The organism is Truepera sp. (assembly GCA_032027045.1).
Lineage (GTDB): Bacteria > Deinococcota > Deinococci > Deinococcales > Trueperaceae > JAAYYF01.
Genome location: JAVSMU010000001.1, coordinates 494,839 through 513,322, shown reverse-complemented (window position 1 = coordinate 513,322; position 18,484 = coordinate 494,839). Strand labels below are relative to the sequence as shown.

20 protein-coding genes are annotated in these 18,484 nt (G+C 68.2%); 7 read left to right on the top strand and 13 right to left on the bottom strand.

Going from position 1 to position 18,484, the window contains the following annotated elements; genetic code table 11:
• The first annotated feature begins 12 nt into the window (after positions 1–12).
• From minD to ROY82_02240, 3 genes are read left to right on the top strand one after another with little or no spacing between them, the layout of a single operon-like run.
• Complete coding sequence (gene minD, locus ROY82_02250; protein ID MDT3681289.1) at positions 13–822, top strand: septum site-determining protein MinD; 810 nt, start codon at positions 13–15, stop codon at positions 820–822.
• Positions 822–1,061, top strand: a complete 240-nt coding sequence (gene minE, locus ROY82_02245) for a cell division topological specificity factor MinE (protein MDT3681288.1) — start codon at positions 822–824, stop codon at positions 1,059–1,061. The genes minD and minE overlap by 1 nt, the downstream gene beginning before the upstream one ends.
• A gap of 47 nt (positions 1,062–1,108) precedes the next feature.
• Entirely contained in the window at positions 1,109–1,858 is a 750-nt protein-coding gene (locus tag ROY82_02240; protein ID MDT3681287.1) for a response regulator, read from the top strand.
• A gap of 65 nt (positions 1,859–1,923) precedes the next feature.
• On the opposite strand, the gene ROY82_02235 is transcribed toward ROY82_02240, so the two are convergent.
• Entirely contained in the window at positions 1,924–2,364 is a 441-nt protein-coding gene (locus ROY82_02235) for a helix-turn-helix domain-containing protein (GenBank protein MDT3681286.1), read from the bottom strand.
• A gap of 197 nt (positions 2,365–2,561) precedes the next feature.
• On the opposite strand from ROY82_02235, the gene raiA reads away from it, so the two are divergent.
• Positions 2,562–3,095, top strand: a complete 534-nt coding sequence (gene raiA, locus ROY82_02230) for a ribosome-associated translation inhibitor RaiA (GenBank protein ID MDT3681285.1) — start codon at positions 2,562–2,564, stop codon at positions 3,093–3,095.
• Between the two features lie 10 nt (positions 3,096–3,105).
• Here the strand turns inward: raiA and ROY82_02225 are convergent, their stop codons facing one another.
• Both ROY82_02225 and ROY82_02220 read right to left on the bottom strand, forming a co-directional pair.
• Entirely contained in the window at positions 3,106–3,762 is a 657-nt protein-coding gene (locus tag ROY82_02225) for a rhomboid family intramembrane serine protease (protein ID MDT3681284.1), read from the bottom strand.
• 97 nt (positions 3,763–3,859) lie between these two features.
• Positions 3,860–4,525 carry a hypothetical protein gene (locus ROY82_02220; protein ID MDT3681283.1) on the bottom strand — a complete coding sequence of 222 codons (666 nt, stop codon included), beginning with the start codon at positions 4,523–4,525 and terminating at the stop codon, positions 3,860–3,862.
• A gap of 43 nt (positions 4,526–4,568) precedes the next feature.
• Here ROY82_02220 and ROY82_02215 point away from each other — a divergent pair, with 43 nt between their 5' ends.
• Entirely contained in the window at positions 4,569–5,462 is an 894-nt protein-coding gene (locus ROY82_02215) for a diacylglycerol kinase family lipid kinase (GenBank protein MDT3681282.1), read from the top strand.
• Between the two features lie 220 nt (positions 5,463–5,682).
• Here the strand turns inward: ROY82_02215 and ROY82_02210 are convergent, their stop codons facing one another.
• On the bottom strand, positions 5,683–8,448 hold the full coding sequence (locus ROY82_02210; protein MDT3681281.1) for an S-layer homology domain-containing protein: 2,766 nt from the start codon (positions 8,446–8,448) through the stop codon (positions 5,683–5,685).
• A 492-nt stretch (positions 8,449–8,940) separates the two neighbouring features.
• Between ROY82_02210 and thyX the strand changes: the two genes are divergently transcribed.
• Together thyX and ROY82_02200 are read left to right on the top strand one after the other, a co-directional pair.
• Positions 8,941–9,831: an FAD-dependent thymidylate synthase gene (gene thyX / locus ROY82_02205; GenBank protein ID MDT3681280.1), complete on the top strand. Its 891-nt coding sequence runs from the start codon at positions 8,941–8,943 to the stop codon at positions 9,829–9,831.
• A 9-nt stretch (positions 9,832–9,840) separates the two neighbouring features.
• A complete protein-coding gene (locus ROY82_02200; protein MDT3681279.1) occupies positions 9,841–10,299 on the top strand; it encodes a 23S rRNA (pseudouridine(1915)-N(3))-methyltransferase RlmH in 459 nt (152 codons plus the stop codon).
• A gap of 91 nt (positions 10,300–10,390) precedes the next feature.
• On the opposite strand, the gene ROY82_02195 is transcribed toward ROY82_02200, so the two are convergent.
• From ROY82_02195 to rsfS, 9 genes are all read right to left on the bottom strand, one after another.
• Entirely contained in the window at positions 10,391–11,104 is a 714-nt protein-coding gene (locus tag ROY82_02195; protein ID MDT3681278.1) for a hypothetical protein, read from the bottom strand.
• Positions 11,105–11,164: 60 nt separating this feature from the next.
• Entirely contained in the window at positions 11,165–11,539 is a 375-nt protein-coding gene (locus ROY82_02190; GenBank protein MDT3681277.1) for an iron-sulfur cluster assembly protein, read from the bottom strand.
• 68 nt (positions 11,540–11,607) lie between these two features.
• The gene (rodA, locus tag ROY82_02185) at positions 11,608–12,669 is read right to left on the bottom strand and encodes a rod shape-determining protein RodA (GenBank protein MDT3681276.1); all 1,062 of its coding nucleotides are present in this window, start codon (positions 12,667–12,669) and stop codon (positions 11,608–11,610) included.
• A 5-nt stretch (positions 12,670–12,674) separates the two neighbouring features.
• A complete protein-coding gene (locus tag ROY82_02180; protein ID MDT3681275.1) occupies positions 12,675–14,441 on the bottom strand; it encodes a VWA domain-containing protein in 1,767 nt (588 codons plus the stop codon).
• A 74-nt stretch (positions 14,442–14,515) separates the two neighbouring features.
• Positions 14,516–16,219 carry an acyl-CoA carboxylase subunit beta gene (locus ROY82_02175; GenBank protein ID MDT3681274.1) on the bottom strand — a complete coding sequence of 568 codons (1,704 nt, stop codon included), beginning with the start codon at positions 16,217–16,219 and terminating at the stop codon, positions 14,516–14,518.
• Positions 16,216–16,524 carry a hypothetical protein gene (locus ROY82_02170; GenBank protein MDT3681273.1) on the bottom strand — a complete coding sequence of 103 codons (309 nt, stop codon included), beginning with the start codon at positions 16,522–16,524 and terminating at the stop codon, positions 16,216–16,218. Before ROY82_02170 ends, ROY82_02175 begins: the two co-directional genes overlap by 4 nt.
• Before the next feature lie 379 nt (positions 16,525–16,903).
• Positions 16,904–17,566 (bottom strand): phosphoribosylanthranilate isomerase, encoded by a 663-nt coding sequence (locus ROY82_02165; GenBank protein MDT3681272.1) that lies wholly within the window; start codon positions 17,564–17,566, stop codon positions 16,904–16,906.
• Positions 17,563–17,964 (bottom strand): YraN family protein, encoded by a 402-nt coding sequence (locus ROY82_02160; GenBank protein MDT3681271.1) that lies wholly within the window; start codon positions 17,962–17,964, stop codon positions 17,563–17,565. The genes ROY82_02165 and ROY82_02160 overlap by 4 nt, the downstream gene beginning before the upstream one ends.
• Positions 17,964–18,374, bottom strand: a complete 411-nt coding sequence (gene rsfS, locus ROY82_02155; GenBank protein MDT3681270.1) for a ribosome silencing factor — start codon at positions 18,372–18,374, stop codon at positions 17,964–17,966. The genes ROY82_02160 and rsfS overlap by 1 nt, the downstream gene beginning before the upstream one ends.
• Positions 18,375–18,484 lie beyond the last annotated feature (110 nt).

The following is an 18,484-nucleotide window of genomic DNA, read 5'->3' as shown; positions in this document are numbered from 1 at the left end:
AGGAGCAACACTGTGAACGCCAAAGCCATCGTGGTGACGTCCGGAAAGGGCGGCGTAGGCAAGACCACCACAACCGCTAACGTCGGAGCGGCGCTGGCGCGCTTAGGCGAGAAGGTCTGCGTCATCGACACCGACGTGGGCCTGCGTAACCTCGACGTGGTGATGGGCCTCGAGGGCCGGGTCGTATACGACCTGATCGACGTGTTCGAGGGCCGCTGCAAGCTGAGGCAGGCCCTGATCCGCGACAAGCGTGTCGACACGCTCCACCTGCTCGCAACCTCTCAGACGCGCGACAAGTCGGCGCTCTCCGAGTCCCGCATGAAGGACACCATCAAGTCGCTCCTCGAGGACGAGGGCTTCGACCGCGTTCTCATCGACAGTCCCGCCGGCATAGAGTCGGGGTTCCAAACGGCTGCCAGCGCGGCCACCGGTGCCCTGGTCGTCGTCAACCCCGAGGTCTCCAGCGTGCGTGACGCCGACCGCATCATCGGCCTGCTGGAGGCGCGGGAGATCGGCGAGGTGAGGCTGATAGTCAACCGCCTGCGCCCGGAGATGGTGCGGCGCGGTGACATGCTCGAGGTCACCGACGTCCTCGAGATCCTGGGCGTGAAGCTCATCGGCATCGTCCCGGAGGACGAGCGCATCCTGGTGTCCACCAACGTCGGCAACCCCGCCTCACTCGACGAGGGGCCGAAGATAGCCGCCGGCGCCGCGTTCCGCGACATAGCGAGGCGCCTTCGCGGCGAAGAGGTGGCCTATCCGAGCTTCGACCAACCCTCCGGCTTCCTGGCCGGCCTCCGCCGCCTGTTCGGAGCGGGTTGATGTTCGGAGGCCTGTTCGGTAGACGCAAGAGCAAGGACAACCTCAAGGAGCGCCTCAAGCTCGTCCTGTCCTACGACCGCGCCAAGATCACCCCGGCCAACATGGACGCCTTCAAGCGTGAGCTGGTCACCGTCATCAAGAAGTACTTCCCAGCGGACGAGGGCGACCTGGACGTGAAGGTAGAGCAGCAAGGCGACCGCGTGGTCCTGATGGCGAACCTCCCGGTTCGCCGGGGTTAAGGGGCGAGCCTGGGTGGTTCTGGTCGGCGAGTAAGGGGACGAGCACCATGAGCGACCGCTTCGAAGTCCTGCTGGTCGAGGCCGACGAGCTTCAAACACAACTGGTCGACATGCTCCTCAGCGACGCGAGCATCCAGGTGACCGGCGTCTCCAGCGCGCGCGCCGCGTTCGAGTACCTTCGCGCCCGCACCCCCGACCTCGTGATCGCCTCCTTCGAACTTCCCGACCTGGGCGGCTTCGCTATCTGTTCGCGCCTCAAGCGCGTCGCGCGCCTCGCGCACGTTCCCGTGATCGTCACCACCGACGCCGACGCGGGCCACGGCATCTCTCAACGCAAACGCCAGCAGGCGGAAGCGGCGCAAGTCGACCTGCTTCTTCCACGCCCATTAGGGGACAAGAACCTCAAGGAGCGCGCGCTCAGACTCATGCTCCGCAAGGCGAGCGAGCCGACGGCGGCGGAGGCGCGTGAGCTTCGCAACACGGCCTCGTTGGACGAGGCGCTCGAGAGCCTCTCCACTTGGCAGCCTCCACGAGCGCGGGGCGCCGTGGTGCAAAGGGGCGAGGCCTCGAGCCCGGCCACGGCACGGCCCGCGAACATGGTTCCACCGGAGGATCTTTCGGCCCCCGCGGCCGGCACGCCGGTGGGGCCCGACAGCGTGCCGCCCGCGACCGATTACGAGGCTTTGAGGCGCGAGAACGAGGCCCTAAGGCGCGAGAACGACGAGTTGCGAGCGAACGTCGACCGGCTCAAGCGCAAGCTGAACAGGGGCCGTCACGTTGGGCGCGACGAGCGTTAGGCGCGTTCTGTGCGGCTTGAGGAACCGGCGGGAAGCGGACGGGCGAGGACCGGACAGGAAAAGCGTCAACTCGGAGCTTCCGGCTCCAAGTCGACGAGGTGGGCTGCCGCCCAAGCACGGATGGCTTCGATGACGGCCTCGAGGTCCCGTCCCGATTCCGAGAGTTCGTAGCTGCAGCGCGGCAGGCCTGCCCCGTTGGCCTCGCCCTGCAGCACTTCCCGGGAGACCACGCCCAGGTTCTCGAGCCGCGCTAGCCGCTGCGCCAACGTGGTCGGGTTGCAGCCTCCCACTTCCCGACCGAGTTCGTTGAAACCCTTGGGGCCGTCGAGCAGCGCGTGCACGATGTGCAGGACCCACTTCTCCTGCAGTATCTCGATGGCAGAACCCGCTGGGCAGTGGCGCACCGACCCCGCGTTCTGCGGGCGAGCGCCGTTGCCGCGCGTGCCGCGAAGGTCGTTATCGACCGCCTGGGAACCCAGCCCGTTGGTGCCTCGAGTATCAGTCACTGACCGGAGTCTAGCATCGCCGCGCCATGCAGACTTTGTTGCGGCCTACACGGTATCCGGTCGATCGTCGGAGGTTCTCGTGCGAAGCCCTGATGGTAGGATGAACTCCCGGGCGCCGGAGGCTGAAGCGGTCCTCACCGCCTGCGCCGACGGGGTAGAGCGGCCCATAGGCTGTACGTTCGCCCGAAGGGAGCTAAATGAACATCTACAAGCTAGCCGGTCGCAACCTCGAGGTCACCGACGCCATGCGGCAGTACGCAGAGGACAAGCTGAAGAAGCTGGACCGCTACTCGGATCAGATAGTCGACGCCAGCGTCGTCATGAGCTACGACACGAACAAGAACGCCGCCAGCCCGGCGAAGGTCGAGGTCCAGGTCAACCTACCGGGCGGAATGATCCGCGCCGAAGAGCGCGCCCTCGATACGTACGCCGCCATCGACCTGGTCGTCGACAAACTGGAGCGGCAGCTCAAGCGCTTCAAGGGCCGCCTCATCGCCCAGCGCACCGAGACCATCGCACCTCCCCCGGAGGAGCCCGCGGAAGACCGCCCGCCCCGCATTGCGCGCGTCAAGCGGCACGTCCTGAGGCCGATGGCTCCGGAAGATGCCGCGGTCCAGATGGAGGCCCTCGGGCACGAGTTCTTCCTCTTCCGCAACGTGGAAACGGACCTCGTCAGCGTGATCTACTTGCGCGACGACGGCGACTACGGCCTCATCGAACCCGCCAACTGAAACCCGCCCGTCAACCGAAGTAGGTCTCGTTGGCCCGCCGCTCACGGTGGGCCAACTTATTGGCCACTAGCGCCCCGAACGCGAAACCCCCTAGGTGCGCCCACCACGCCACGCCGTCTCCACTCCCGGCCTCTGCCGTGAGCGCCTCGGCGGCCTGGACCAGCACCCAGTACCCGAGGAACGCCCACGCCGGCAGCCAGGGCGCGAACCACTTGGGTTGCCTGGAGAAGAACCTCATCACCAGCCAGGGCCCGAGCAGCACCGGGATGAACGCCTGCACCCGCTGGCTAGGAAAGATGCGCATGTACGCGCCCAACACGGCGCTGATCGCGCCGGACGCGCCGATCAGCGGTGTGCGCGGGTCGCCGCCCAGCACAGCCTGCGCCAAGGCGGCCACTACCGCCCCCGCCAGGTAGAACCCCAGGAAGCGCCAATGCCCCATCCGGTCCTCTATGTTGTCGCCGAAGACGATCAGGAACACCATGTTGCCGAGTAGGTGCAGAGCATTGGCATGCAAGAAGGCGTGTGTCACCAGCGTGCCCGCCGCCGCCAAGGGCTCGACGGCGAACCGGGCGGGCACGAAGCCGTGCTCGAAAACGAAGATCAGGCCGGCCCGCCCCGTGCCGAGCGTGAACTGGTGCCAGTAGACGAGCACGTTCACTAGCACGACGCCCCAAGTGACTACCGGCCACGAGAGCCGCGGGTTCCGGTCGCGAAGCGGGATCAGGCCGGGACCTCCTCTGCCCTGCCCGGCCCACCGCTGCTCACTTGCGTCGCTCGACCGTCTCCAGCTCGGTGCGCAGCTTCACGACGCTGTCGGGCAACACCACGCCCCGCACGCTGGCACCGTTGTAGATGATGGTCCTGGCCCCCACGACCGTTCCGGGCGCCGTGACCGCGTTGCAGCCGATGCTCACCCCGTCACCCAGGATGGCGCCGAACTTCCGGAGTCCCGTGCCGCGCCCCTCCACCCTGATCTCGTCGCCGAAGGTCTTGAAGTTCGCCAGCTTCACCCCCGCGCCAAGGTTGACGTCGTGGCCCAGGACGCTGTCGCCCACGTAGTTGAAGTGGGGCGCCTTCGCCCCACCCAGGAGCAACGAGCGCTTGACCTCGGTCGCGTGGCCGACGTGGGCGCCCGAGCCGATAACGACCGGGCCCCGGACGAACGCGGCGTGGCCCACCGTGGCGCCCGGCATGAGCAGGACGGGGCCGATCAGGTAAGAATAAGGTCCCACGGATGCCCCCTCCATCACCACGAGCGGCCCCTCGACGACGGCCGTCGGATGGACCGACCCGAGCCTCGAGTCTTCGAGCTTGGCGCAGAACTCGTCCAGCAGCGCCAGCGTTTCCCACGGCAGCTCCACTTCCAGGAGCGCAGCCAACTCGGTCGGCACGCGCGTCATGTTGAACAGCTTCGACGGCGAGAACATACGGCAAGTGTAACGTCCTGTCCGGATACAATCGTGCACGAGCGTGTTGCAGCTCGTCTTCAACCCCACCGCCGGCAAGGGCCGCGCCCGCAAGGCGCTGGATCTGGTGACCGCCTTCTTGGAGGCCCGCGGAGTTGCCTATGAGCTTCACCTCACGGAGGGTCCCGGCCACGCGACCGAGCTGGCCGCCGGCACCCCACGCGGCTCCACCGTCGTGGCCCTCGGGGGCGACGGCACGGTTCACGAGGTCGTCAAGGGCCTGCTGCGCGACGGCACCGCCGTTGACCGCACTTGCGGTCGCGTGTTGGGGGTGCTGCCACTGGGTTCGGGCGATGACTTCGCGTTCAGCATGGGCATGGACCGCCACGACCTCCCGGATGCCCTAGCGCGGCTGGTGGCGGGTGAGAGGAGCGACGTGGACCTCGCGTTCGTGAACGGCGAGCCGTTCCTCAACGCGCTGGGCACGGGCTTCGATGCCGAGGTCGCACAACGGGTCAGGACCTCGCCGAGGCTCCTGCGCGGCCTGGCAGGCTACCTCTACTCGGTGGTGACGACGCTGGCCATCCTCGACTGCCCCCCGGCCCGCGTGCACGTGGACGGTGAACTCGTTCACGACGGGCCCGCCCTGCTGATCGGCGCCCAGAACGGACCACGCACTGGAGGAAGCTTCCTCTTCGCACCGGAAGCGGTGACCAACGACGGCCTCCTCGACGTGGTGATCGCCGACCGCCTTACCCGCGTGGGCACGATGCGGCTCTTGCCCCTGGTCATGCGCGGCCTCCACGTGGGGCATCCTGCGGTGGCGCTTCACCGTGGCCGTAGCCTGCGCATCGACTGGGAGAGCGCGAGGCCGGGCCACGCCGACGGCGAGGCCTTACCGCTGAGCGCCAGGTACGAGGTAGAGCTCCTACCTGGCGCGTTGACCGTGATCGCCTGACGTTGAACCCGTCCTTGGCCCTCCGGCCAGTGAGGAGTTGGCCCTCCGGCCAGTGAGGTAAGCCCCGGCGGAGCGACCTAGACCCACCGGGTGGAGGCCCCTGACAAGGACTCCACCCCGAAGCGTCGACTTCCACTCAACATAAAGCGCGAGGCCCCGCGGTTGCGGGGCCTCGCTTTCAAGCTGTTTCCGGCGGTTGCCGGCTGGCAGGTACCTTGGCTTAGAAGGTGACCTTGTACGTGATCTGGAAGGCCTGCGCCGACGAGAGCGTGCCAGCGTTGTCGTTGGTGTAGACACCGTAGGCGAACTGCAGGTCGTAGTAGTCCCAGATGAACTCGTAACCGCTGACCGACTGGGTGCCGGTACCGTCGGCATCGCCACGGCTGATCTGGGTGGCGGTGTCGCCGACCCCAAAGCTGTCCTGGACGTTGCTGACGTTGGTGCCGGTCCAGCTGCCGTACTTGGCGGTGAGGACGCTGTGGTCGAAGATGAACTCGTTCAGGACGAGCCCAACGCTCCACTGCAGTTCGCTCGCCGTGAAGACGGCCAAGTCGGCGTGGCTGGTCGTGCGGTAGTTGACGGTGCCGAGGAGGCTCGGCTTGGTGTAGACGTCGAGCGGCGTGGTGGAGAGACCGGCGCCCACCTTGAGCGTCGTGGTGTCGTCCGTGCCGGCGTCGGCGTCGTTGACCATCTTGTAACCGACGTACGGGGTGAGCGAGACGATCGAAACGTTGAGCGTGTAGTCGGCGTCAACGAAGAGGGTCGTCTTGCTGAAGTCCGCTTCGGTCTGCGAGTAGCCGGCATCGATGTTGAGGCCGGAGATGAGGGCGTTGGGCGCGGCGCCGTCGTGGCTGAGCGTGACGCCGAAGCCGGTGTTGTAGTTGTTGTCGCGCTCGATGTCGAGACCGGCGAGGACAACTTGGGTCTCGCTGGCATCCTCGTACGTGGCGAGGTCGTCGACGGTCGTGCCGTTGACGGCGGCCTGGTGGTACCAGCCACCGAGGCTGAAGCCCGCGAACAGGTCGGCCGAGGCGTCTACGCCGAACGACATGGCGCTGTCACCAGCGCGCGTGCTGTACGAGTCGAAGTAGGCGTCGAGGTTCACGACCCACAGACCGAGGCCGGCGTTGACGCCGAAGCCGCTCTGGTCTTCCGCGAATGGGAAGTCGCCGGCGGCTGCGCCGAGGTTGTAGCCGTTCGAGGTCCAGGCGTCGCTGATGTTGCGGTAGTTGGCGCCCAGGCTCGAAAGGATCGGCAGGCCGGCGGTGTCGACGTCGAGGGTGGCGTAGAGGACGGATTCGGCGGTATGAGCGCCCGTACCCGAGCCGTTGGCCCACTCGAAGCCGAGGTCGAAGATGCTGAGGGCGAGGTTGCCGTCGACGCCCCAGACGGTCACCTGGTCGTTGTTGGCCAGGTAGTCGTCCTTGTCGTAGGCGTTCTCGGCGTACTGGGCGAAGCTGCCGCCGAGCGTCAGGCCCTCGAGGGGGTTGACGGTGAGGCGCAGGCCGCGCAGGTAGTCGTCGTTCTGGTCCGGGGTGGTGTAGACGGCAGTGATGCCCGGGTTGAGGAACGCCATGAAGTCGGGCGCGCCGACGGTGGCAACGAAGCCAGGCTCGTCAGTGGCGACGACGTACGGCGTGAAGCTCGTCTCGACGTTCGTGCCGAACGTGAAGGTGAGCGGGTAGGCGCCGATGGGCTCGAACGTGGTCATGAACTCGTTGACCGTGAACCAGTTCAGAGCGGTCGGGTAGGAGGTCATGCTCTGGTTGCCGATGGAGATGTCGAGGACGCCGCTGAAGTTGTTGAGCTTGTTGGGGCTGCCTTCTCCGTCGAAGCCGAAGGTGGTCGCGAAGCTGAGGCTGAGGGTGGCCGTGACATCGCCGGTTTGCTGGGTGATGTCTTGGCGGTCCTGAGCTACTTCGCCGGGCGACGTCGGCTTCTTGTTGCCGTCGAGGTCCTTGGCACCGGTCGAGAAGACCGAGGCGCCCATGTTATGGCGCATGGCGTTCAGGCCATAAGCGCGGTCGACGTCGAACTCCTCGCCGATGGTACGGCCGACGTAGTACTTGGCCGTGATGCTGCCCGAGATCCCGAGGGGGTTCTCTTCGAGCGCCGTCACGCGGTCCTGAAGGTCCGCGATGGCGTTGTTCTGAGCGGCGTCGGAGGCCTCGAGCGCGGAGACGCGGTCGCGAAGGGCGACCTGGCTGCTGCGCAGGAGGATGACGAATTCACGGATGTTGGCGATATCGGAGCGGTTGCGCTCGATGGCCGAGTTCACGCCCGCGAGATCCACGGGAGCGGCAGCGGCCGGGGCGGACGGGGCGGGCGCGCTCTTGAGCGCCGTGACGTCGGCCTGGAGGAGCTGGATGACGCGGTTGACGGCAGCGATGTCGTCGGCGTTCTGGCGGCCAAGCGTGTTGGCCTGGTTGGCCAGGCTGTAGGCGGCGTCGGCGCGCGCGGCGGCGGCGTCGGCCTGGGCCTGGGCGGTGTCGAGAGCGACACGCTGAGAGGCGATCTGGTTCTGGAGATCGCGCAGTACCTGCGGATCCATGCCACTAGGCATAGAGGCCAGGGCGGCTTCCAGATCGTCGAGGCGGGAGGTGTTGGCGGTCACGTCGTCGGAGAGGCCTGCGATGGCGCTCTCGGCGGCGGACAGCCTCACGCCCTGGGCGGCTACGTCGGAGGCGAGCTCCTGCACAGCGTTGCGCAGCGAGTCGACGTCGGCCTGCGTAAGGGCGAGGGCCGAGTTGACGTTATCGTTGATGACGTCGAGCATGCGGCTGACCACGAGGGCGGCCTGGTAACGAGTGAAAGCTTCGTTACCACGGAAGGTGCCGTCGGGGAAACCGATGACGATGCCCAGGTCGGCGATGCGGTCAACGGCGTCGCCGGCCCAGTGGTTCGCCGGGATGTCCGGGAACGAGGACTGCGCGAACGCGCCGCTGGCCAGCACTGCCGCCAGGAGCGTGATGATTAGTTTCTTCATGGAATCGTACCCCTTGAACTTATGAAGTGTGGCTTGCACAGTGGGCTTCACAAAACTTCCGACGCCCCAACCGTGAGTGTCCTAGTTTCCTCGCCGGCGTTGCGTCAAGTTTTCGCGTTGCTCACTGGGTTCCTGAGCTTCCTCGGCCGGTTCAAAAGGTAACACCTCCTCCCAGTGCGGCCGCGGACGACACAGGTCCACGGGGATTAGACCACGTTCCGGGCCTCATTGTCAAGGCGGATGAACCCGGCATGAGAGCCGGTTTCCCGCATCGGAATCGCCAAATGTCGCAAACGTGAACGCTCTCACTCATGGGATTCTAATGAGACCGGGGCGTTCGGAGGGGTCCTGACCGCAGCCGGAGTGGGCCGCGGCTCGGCAGGCGGCCCGACCAACTGGGTGCGCCGCTTCCGTACGGGGCAAGCGTGCGGCCCGACCGCCGACCACACGGAGTAAACGCCCCGGCGCCGCATGCCTGATATCCTCACCGCGATGGCTCGAGTCACAGTGCCTGCCGCCGAGGAACTCCTCGACGTCGAGTTGAAGGTCTTGGATCACGGTTTCGTCCGTCTGGTCGATTACCTGGGCGGCGACGCCCGCATCGTCCAGGCCGCCCGCGTCTCCTACGGCGATGGCACCAAGTCGGTGCGCGAGGACGGCGCCCTCATCGACTACCTCCTGCGCAACCGTCACACCAGCCCGTTCGAGCAGGTGATCTTCACCTTCCACGTGAAGATGCCCATCTTCGTGGCGCGGCAGTGGATCCGCCACCGCACCGCGCGCCTCAACGAGATCAGCGGCCGCTACTCGGTGATGCGCGACGAGTTCTACGTGCCGGAACCACACGAGGTCCGCTTCCAGGCCACGCGCAACAAGCAGGGCGGCGACTCACGTGACGTGCCGGACGAGTTGCGTGCGCACGTCATCGCCACGCTCGAGGCCGGACAGGCGCGCACCTACGGCGAGTACGAAGGGCTCCTGGCCAAGGACATCGCGCGCGAACTGGCGCGCGTCAACCTGCCGCTCAGCCTCTACACCGAGATGTACTGGCAGATCGACCTGGGCAACCTCTTCCACTTCCTGCGGTTGCGGATGGATTGGCACGCCCAGTACGAGATCCGCGTGTACGGCGACGCGATGGCGAAGATCGCGAGGGCCGTGGCGCCGTTGGCCTATGGCGCCTTCGAGGAGCACGAGCTTTACGGGCAGGCGTTCTCCCGCACCGAGCTCGGGCTCCTGCGAGAGGCCCTGGACCCCGACCGGCTGGAGGCCGCCCTGGACGAAAGCGGACTCAGGGCCACGCGCAAGAGCGAGTTCTTACGCAAGCTCGGCCCGCTTCCGGCGGCCCGGCAGGCGCAGGTACCCCCAGAAGCCGAGGACTGATCTTCGAGGATGCGCTACCGGGTGGTCGCAGTCGGCAAGCTCAGGGAGCGCTTCTACCAAGATGCCTGCGAACACTACGCGAGGCGGCTCGGGCAGCTCACTGGCTGTGAAGTCATCGAGGTGCGCGAGGCCAGGCTCAAGTCCGTCGCCCAGGCGAAGACGGCGGAGGGAGAATCCCTGATCGCCAAGGTGCAGGGGCTGGGCGTGGCCCTGGACGAGCGCGGCACGGCGTTCGACACGCGGGCGCTGGCGCGGCACCTAACGGAACTCGAGAACCGGGGCACCAGCAGCGTGACCATCCTGGTAGGCGGCGCGGAGGGCCATGGCGACGCGCTGCGCGCCGCCGTCTCCGAGGCCTGGAGCCTCTCCCCCCTGACGTTGCCCCACGAACTGGCTCGCCTGGTGCTGCTGGAGCAGCTCTACCGGGTGGAGACCCTGCGCGCCGGCCACCCGTATCACAGGGGCTGAAACGAACGGGGCCCATTTCAGGAGGGCCGAAATGACGACGGCCCAACGGGCCAACTGGCCCACGGGCCAACGGTCCAACGGGCCAACGAGCCTACGAGCCTTGGGGTTCGGTGTGCTGGGGCGTCACGCGGCCGGCGGCCAGCAGGGCCACGTGCAGGCTGAGCAGGTCGACGATCAGGTTCTCGAGCACGTCGAGTGCGATGGGGGTCTCGGCCTCCAGCGACAGGAAGAGGTTGCGAGGTCCTATGGCCACGCTGGGCGCCTTCCCCGATGCGTGTCGGGGGATAGCCCGCTGGGGCCTGCGAGCGCTCGCCGCCAGCGCCTCGTCGGCGGCCTTGAGGAGGCGCAGGAGCACGGCGCGGACGGGGGACGTGAGCATGAGCCCGGCCGCCTCGCCCTCCCTCGCATACACGCTGACGGCGGCGTCGAAGTCCTCATCGAAGGCGGCGTCGAGGCGCTGCGCGCCGCTCCGGCCGGCCTCGAGTCCCTCCAGAACGGCGTGTCTCTTCGAGCTGGCCCGAAGCGATACGGCCGCATGCGGCGCCCGCGCCCGCACGACGACTCCGGTGCGGAAGTTGGCGACCCGGCCCAAGGGGCCGCTCCGGTGGTTGACCTGATCGAACGCCAGTAGCTGCGGCTGCCCGGGCTGCGAGAGCCCGTAGATGGGGCCCAACTCGCCCGGCCCTAGGTCGAAATGCTCACGGAGCGCCTCGGCCAGTTCGGGGGCGGGGGTCAGTTCGAACTCTTCCGCCAGCGCGAGCCAGGCCTGGCCCCGCGGGTCGGCGCGCTTGCTCCAGAAAGCCATGCGTAAGTCTAAATGGCGCGGGGCTCCAAGGGGCCGGGCGCGCTAGATGGCGCGGTGCTCTTAGACGTTGAAGCCGAACATGCGCATCTGCTTCTTGCCGTCGTCGGTCATCTTCGCGAGGCTCCACGGCGGCGACCACACGAAGTCGACGGCCACCGAGTTGACGCCATCTACCTTCATGGCGGCAAGCTCCGTGTCGGCCTGGATGAGGTCCTGGACCGGGCAACCCATGCTGGTGAGGGTCATGGCGATGCCCACGTTGCCATCGTCGTCGATGTCGACCTCGTAAACGAGGCCGAGGTCGACGATGTTCACAGGGATCTCGGGGTCGTGCACGACCTTCAGCGCTTCCAGCACCTGCTCGCGCAGCGACTCGGCCCTACCGGCCGCGGCGGGTGCTCCGGTAGCGGGCGCGCCGTTCTCTTCGGGTTCCATGTCGCCGAAGTTATCAGACCGGAAGGCCGGGTGCGGTAGCGCGGCACTCGCTACGGCCCCGAAGGGGCTCACCAGTTCGCGAACCGGTCACGGTAGACGACCCAGGCGAAGCCCAGCGCGACGAGCGTGCTCACCAGGCTCGTGCCGCCGTAAGACACCAGCGGCAGGGTGATGCCCGTGACGGGCGCCACCCCGATCGTGACGCCGATGTTGACCAGGACCTGGAACGCCACCAAGACGAGTACACCCGTGATGAGCAGTTGATCGCGCTCGAACGGGCACTCGGCCGCCATCGCAAGCATGCGCCAGAAGAGCAAGCCGTATAGCAGCAGCAGGACCACGGAGGCCAGGAAGCCGCCCTCCTCGGCCAGCACGGGGAAGATGAAGTCCGTATGCCTGTAGGGGATGAACCCGAGCTGCGACTGGGTTCCCGCCTTGTAGCCCTTACCCAGCAGGCCGCCGGACCCCACGGCGATGGTCGATTGGATGACCTGGTACCCCGTCCCCTGAGGATCGCGGTAAGGGTCGACGAACGACACGAGCCGCTCGAGCTGGTGAGGCTTGAGGTTGGGCAGGACCAGGGTCGGCACTGCCGCGCCGACCAGCAGCACGATGAGCACCAGGTGCCGCCACGGCACGCCCCGTACCAACACCACCCCTGCGGTGATGGCCACCAGGACGAGCGCGCTGCCCAGGTCGGGTTCGATAAGCACCAGCCCTATGGGGGGCAGCGCCAACGCCGCCACCCTGAGGTAGTCGACCAGGCGCCTGATCGGACGTTCGTGCAGCGCCTGGGCCAGCACCAAGATGAGCGCGAGCTTCGCGAGCTCCGACGGCTGGAACCCCGGTAGTGGTCCGAGGTAGAGCCATGACTTGGCCCCGTTCACCTCGGTGCCTAGGAAGTAGGTGAGGACCAGCAGCGCCAGGCTGGCCCCGTAGATGTAACTGCTCAGGCGCAGCAGGCGGCTCTTCCCCGCCCAGACCAGCGCCACGAGCGCCACCGCGCCCGCGACCAGGAACGCCACCTGGCGCATGAACTCGTCGCTCGGTGCCGCGCTGTTGAGGGTGAAGAGGCCGACGCCGAGGATCAGCAGCGTGACGAACGGCAGGCTGAGGTCTAGTCTCGTCACGCGCGTCAGCCTACCAACCCGCGGCCGCGCCGACCCGCATAGAGCCACCACTCCGCCGCGAGCGCGATCAGGGCGACGACCAGCAGCAGAGTGACCCATACTGACGGTGCCGCGTACGCGGACGGGGCTCTGCCGTTGCTCGCGGCGCCGGCGGCGGCCCGGTCGGCCCCCGTGGCGGCCTCGCCTTCGCGCGCCGCAGGCCCGGGCGCACCGGTCGGGAGGCGGGACTCCTCGGCCGACAGGAGCGAGACTAGAGCGACGGGCTCGGACCGGCCCGCCGCGCCGACCTGCGCGCCGCTGAGCGAGTCGAGCCTCTCACCCGTACTGACCGAGTACACGCCGGGCTCGAGCACGGCCGCCGCCTGGCCCGGGATGGTGTCTCCTAACCGCAGGCGTGGCGTCGAGTCGAGCGCCGCCACCCAGTTGGCCACGAGCGCCGGGAACGCCGGGCGCAGCACGACGTCCGATTGGCTGGGGTGGAACCCGAACTGCAGGATGGACCCGGAGGCCGTCCGCCTCATGCGCAAAAGGGGCGTGAGGTCGTCGGCGCGCGCCAGGACGCGCCAGCCGTCCGCCTCCGAGTCTGCCCAACCGGGCGCGGACTTGTCGATGCCAACCAGCGCCTCGTTCAAGTCGACGAAGCGCATGACTGGCGCGGCGCGGTCCACGTCGCGCACCAGGTGATACTCGGGTTCGCGCGCGGGCGGCGGGAAGAGGATGTAGTCACCCGGTGGCAGCGCGTCGACCCCGCCCGATCCGGCGGGTTGCGGCGCGGTGACCACGCGCAGGTCGGCGGGGCGCCTGGTGGCGTCGGCGGCACCGAAGACGGTGACGCCGGGAGCGGCCTGCAGGGCGCGCAGCAGTGGGGCGTAGAAGTCGTCGGTGACGACGGTTAGGACTCGCCGGCCCGCGTAGGCGACGTCGTCGAGCGCCAGGGCGTCCGGCGTCGGCGCAAGGATGCGGGCCTCGAGGATCCCAACGGGGGCGCTCTGGTCGTCCAGCAGCGGGAAGGTGACGCTGCCGCTCGAGCCCGAGGGCACCAGCAGTGTGCTACGCGCCAGTTCGGAGCCCTGGCTGAAGAGGCCCACGGTGACCTCCGCGGGCAGCCGACCACTGGCAACGACCGCCACGAAGGCCTGGCCGATCCCGACGTCGAACGCGCTGATGCCGACGTTGTCGACCGGTTCACCCACCACCACCACTGCGGGCCGGCCGAGTTCTACCCGATGGTCCGTTATCACTTCGATGTCGGCCCCGGGCAGTAGGCTCCTCCCGAGGTCTACGGCCCCGAGGAGGTCCCCAGTCGCGTCGCCGGCCCGCAGCCCCTCGAGCGCGCCCAACAGCTCGGCTCTGGGCGCGTCCAGCGGTGCGAGCAGGCGCGGCGAGTCTCCCGCGCGCACGAGGGCCACGCGCGACGCGCCACTCAACAGGTCACGAGCGGCGGCCCTGGCGAGGTCGAACCTGGTGCCGTCGCCGGAGCGGGCGGTCATGCTGGCCGACGCGTCTATCACGATGACGAGCGCCTTGTCGGCGCTGGTGGCCGGTTGGGGGCGCGCGAGGGCCAGCGCCGCCAGCGCGACGAACGCGAGTTGCAAGGCCAGCAGCCAACTAGGCGAGAAGCGTTTGCGGCGGGCCACGTTCGCCTGTGCCCGGCGCCACAGGAACAGCGCCGTAACAGGGCGTTCACGCCGCCGGGCGCGGAGGAAGTGGAGCACCACGACCACCGGCAGCAGGGCCAAGAGCCAGAGCGCTTGGGGCGCCAGCAGGGTCATCTGCGGCAGTCTAGCCCCGCGCCGCTCGGGCCAATGCAGTCCGTGGGCAGGTGCCTAGGGCACCCGCCGGGCCGTCAGGTCTGGAAGACCCCGAGACGCATCCGACCGGGCTCGGCGTCCATGGCGCAGGCTTCCAGGGCCCCGATCAGGCGCCTGCGCAGCTCCGAGGGGAGGATCACCTCGTCCACCCACAACCGCGAGGCCCCGTAGCGGATGTCCAGCGCCTCCTCGTAATCCGCCTTGATCTTGGCGTGCAGGGCCGCAAGGGTCTCGTCGTCGGGCTTCTGCCCGCTGCGTTCCAACCTGGCGGCCTGGATGTCGAGGATGGTCTTCGCCGCCTGATTACCGCCCATGACGCTGAAGCGGGCGCTGGGGAGCGCGAAGATGAAGCGCGGCGCGTAGGCCTTGCCGCTCATGGCGTAGTGACCAGCCCCGTAAGAACCGCCCAGGATGACGCTGATCCGTGGCACGACGCTGTTGCTCACGGCGCTCACCAGCTTGGCGCCCCGCCGGATGATGCCCTCCTGTTCGCTCTCGCGGCCGACCATGAAGCCGTTGACGTCGTGCAGGAACAGGATGGGCACCCCGGCCTGGTTGCAGTCGAGGATGAAGCGGGCGGCCTTGTCGGCCGCGTCGCCGTAGATCACGCCGCCCACCTCGAGTCGCCCGCCACGCTTCACGACGAGCTTCTGGTTCGCGACGACCCCGACGGGGTAGCCGCCAAGCCGGCCCCATCCCGTAACGAGGGTCGGCCCGTAATCGCGCTTGTACTCGTCGAGTTCGGAGCCGTCGAGGAGCCGCGCCAGCACCTGCCGCGTGTCGTACGTCTGGGTGCCACCCTCGGTCGGCAGGATGCCCTCTAGGTCCTCGCCCTCGAAACTCGGCTCCAGCGCGTCCAAGCGGCCACGGGCCCAGGGGGCCGACGGACGCTCCGAATAGGTCGCGGCGAGGCGCCTCAGGCGCAAGATCGCGTGCTGATCGTCGGGCTCCTTGAAGTCGACGGTGCCGGAGATCTCGGCGTGCATGGCCGCGCCACCGAGCTCCTCGCTACTGACGTCCTGGCCGATGGCGGCTCGCACCAGGGCGGGGCCCGCCAGGTAGAGCCCCGACCCCTCGGTCATCACCAGGGTGTCGCACATCACGGGCAGGTAGGCGCCGCCCGCGACGCAGTTGCCCATGATGGCGGCCAACTGCGGGATGCCCTCGGCGCTCATGCGCGCGTTCAGGTAGAAGACGCGGCCGAAGTCGTCCTGGTCGGGGAAGATCTCGTCCTGCATGGGCAGGTAGACGCCGGCGGAATCGACCAGGTAGATGGTCGGGATGTGGTTCTCGTAAGCGATCGTCTGCGCCCGGATGACCTTCTTGGCCGTGATCGGGAAGAAGGCGCCCGCCTTCACGGTGGCGTCGTTGGCGATGAGCATCCACGGCTTGCCGGCCACCCTGCCCAGGCCCGTGACGACGCCGCCTGCAGGGGCGCCGCCCTCGGCCTCGTACATGCCCGCGCCCGCGAAGGTCATGAGTTCATCGAAGTCGGTGCCCTCGTCGACGAGAGCGGCGACGCGCTCGCGCGCGGTCAGCCGGCCCTTGGCGTGCTGCCTGGCTGCTGCCTTGGCACCACCCCCCAGCCAGATCTCGCGCCGCTGCTCGAGGAGCCGCTCGCGCTCGAGCTCCCAGCCGCGCTTGTTCGGGTGGAACGGCGCCTCGCGCCGGCTCTCCAGCGGTACGGCCCCCGCCAGTTTCGCCAGGTCCTCCGGGCGCTTGCGCCTTGCCGCGCTCACCCTGCTTGCGTCGCGAGCACCACCAACAGGCCGCCGCCGGCGTTCTCGAGCGCGTGGTCCGTGTGCGCGTCCAAGGCCATGAGCTTGCCCTTGCCCAGGCGGTGGGTGGCACCTTCGGCACGCACGAGGACCTCCCCCTCGAGCACCTGGTAAACGACGCCGGCGCCCAGGTTTCTAACGTCTTCGGCCTGCCCGGCTTCGAAACAGACGAGTTCGACCGTCAGGCCGTCTTGGCTTAGTAGCGGGCGGCGCTGCACGCCCTCGAGCGAGAAGCGGCGTGCGTCCTGAATCGTTACCGTTTTCACGTTCTCCTCCCAAGGCTCGGTCTTACCGGCACGTTCGGGTCAGGTTACATCGCGACGGCCGCGGCATGTGGAAAAGGGCGCTAGGACTGTGGATAACCGTGATGGCTTGACAAGGAGCGGCCCCTCTTGGTATGAGGATCGGCCAAGCACTGTAGTCAGAGTAATGCCGTCCTAGACGCAAGGCCTTAGAAAGGGCCGCTGTAATCGGGCCGCCTTGAAAGGCCGAACCGAAGGAGCCTAACTTGTCCACAGGCCTGTGGAAAACGTCGGGGCTTTGTGGATAACCTCGTAAGCCCGATGGCAACGGCGGTGCGGGCAAGGGCCGTCGACACCGGTCCGACCATTCGGGCGCCCGCCGAGGCTAGGGCGCGAGCAGCAATCACGAAGACGCGGCGGCTCGGGCGGCCCGCACGAAGGCGGACACGGCCGCGGGGTCCTTCACACCAGGCGCGACCTCCACGCCGCTCGCCACGTCGACCGCATACGGCCTGAGCGCCCTCACGGCGCGGGCAACGTTGCCGGGGTTCAGACCGCCGGCGAGGACGAGCCTGGGGTAAGCCAGCCACTCCTTGGCGGCCTCCTCCCACGCGAACGAGGTGCCCGATCCGGGCCTCTGCGCATCGAGGAGTAAGGCGTCGGCCGGGTAGCCGGCCAGGGCGGCCGGCGTGACCCCGGGCGCGAACGCCAGGGCGCGTACCACGCCAACCTCCCCGGCCAGCTCGCGGGCGTACTCGGCCGACTCCTTCCCGTGCAGTTGCACCGCGGTCAACCGAAGTCGCCTGACCAGCGCGCGAACCTCGTCCAGCTCGGCATCGACGAACACGCCGACGCGGGCGATCAACGGGCCGGCGGCGGCGCAGATGTCCTCGGCCGCGCTCAGCTCTACGCGCCTTCTCGAAGCGGGCGCGAAGACCAGGCCGATGGCGTCAGCTCCCGCGGCCTCGGCCGCGAGCGCGTCTTCGGGTCGGGTGATGCCGCAGATCTTGACTCTCAGGTAACGCTTGGCCTCGGTGCGCTCAGCCCGAGTCGCGACCGGGGTCATAGGAGCCCGCCGACGTCTCGTAAGTGCTCGAGCCGGTAGTCGCCCTCGACCCCGAGCAACGTCACCGCGTCCAGGCGCAGGCGCGCGTCGGGCCGGCGCAGCTCGAAGGCCACGAAATGCCGCGCAGCGAGAAGCAGCCGAGAGAGTTTGCGCGCGTCGATCGCCTCGGCCGGGTGGCCGTAGCGGTCGTTCTTGCGCTGCTTGACCTCGACCACCACGACGGTGTCGCCTTCTAACATCACGAGGTCCAGCTCGGCTCGCCTCAACCGGTAGTTACTGGCGAGGTGCGCGTAGCCTCGCGACTCGAGGTGCGACCGCGCTGCCGACTCGGCCCAGTGGTACTCGGTGCCCCGGGCCGCGGACCGGGAGGCGGGTGCCGATGGCCGCCGCTCGGGCATCAGCGAGGCGTGACTTCCACTCGCTGAGCATCGGCCCAGAGGCCGTCGAGGTCGTAGAAGTCACGCGCCTCGGGGCTCATCAGGTGGACCACCACGGGCCCGTAATCCAGCAGGACCCACCGCTCGGACGGGCCTTCTACACCGCGGGGAAGCCTGCCCTCGGCCTTGAGGCGGCCATGGACCGACTCCTCGAGGGCCTTGAGCTGCAGGCTGGACTCGCCGGTGGCGACCACGAAGCAGTCGAGCGTCTCGGACACGCCTCGCAGGTCGAGCACCGCGACGTCCACGGCGCGCTTGTCGTCGAGCGCGTCTACGATGCTCTGAACGCCCTCCGGAAGGTCGGCTACTCCCGCCTCGGCGGCCTTCACGTCGTGCTGCCGGCTGTCGCCTTCGGCCTGGTTACTGGTCAAGATCGGTTCCTCCCGCGGTTCCCCGCTCGTAAGAGTTCCTTCGCCCGCGTTCGCCCGGGCGCGGCGCAGCGCGCGTCATAGAAGTCATAGACGTAGCGGGCGGCCCTAGG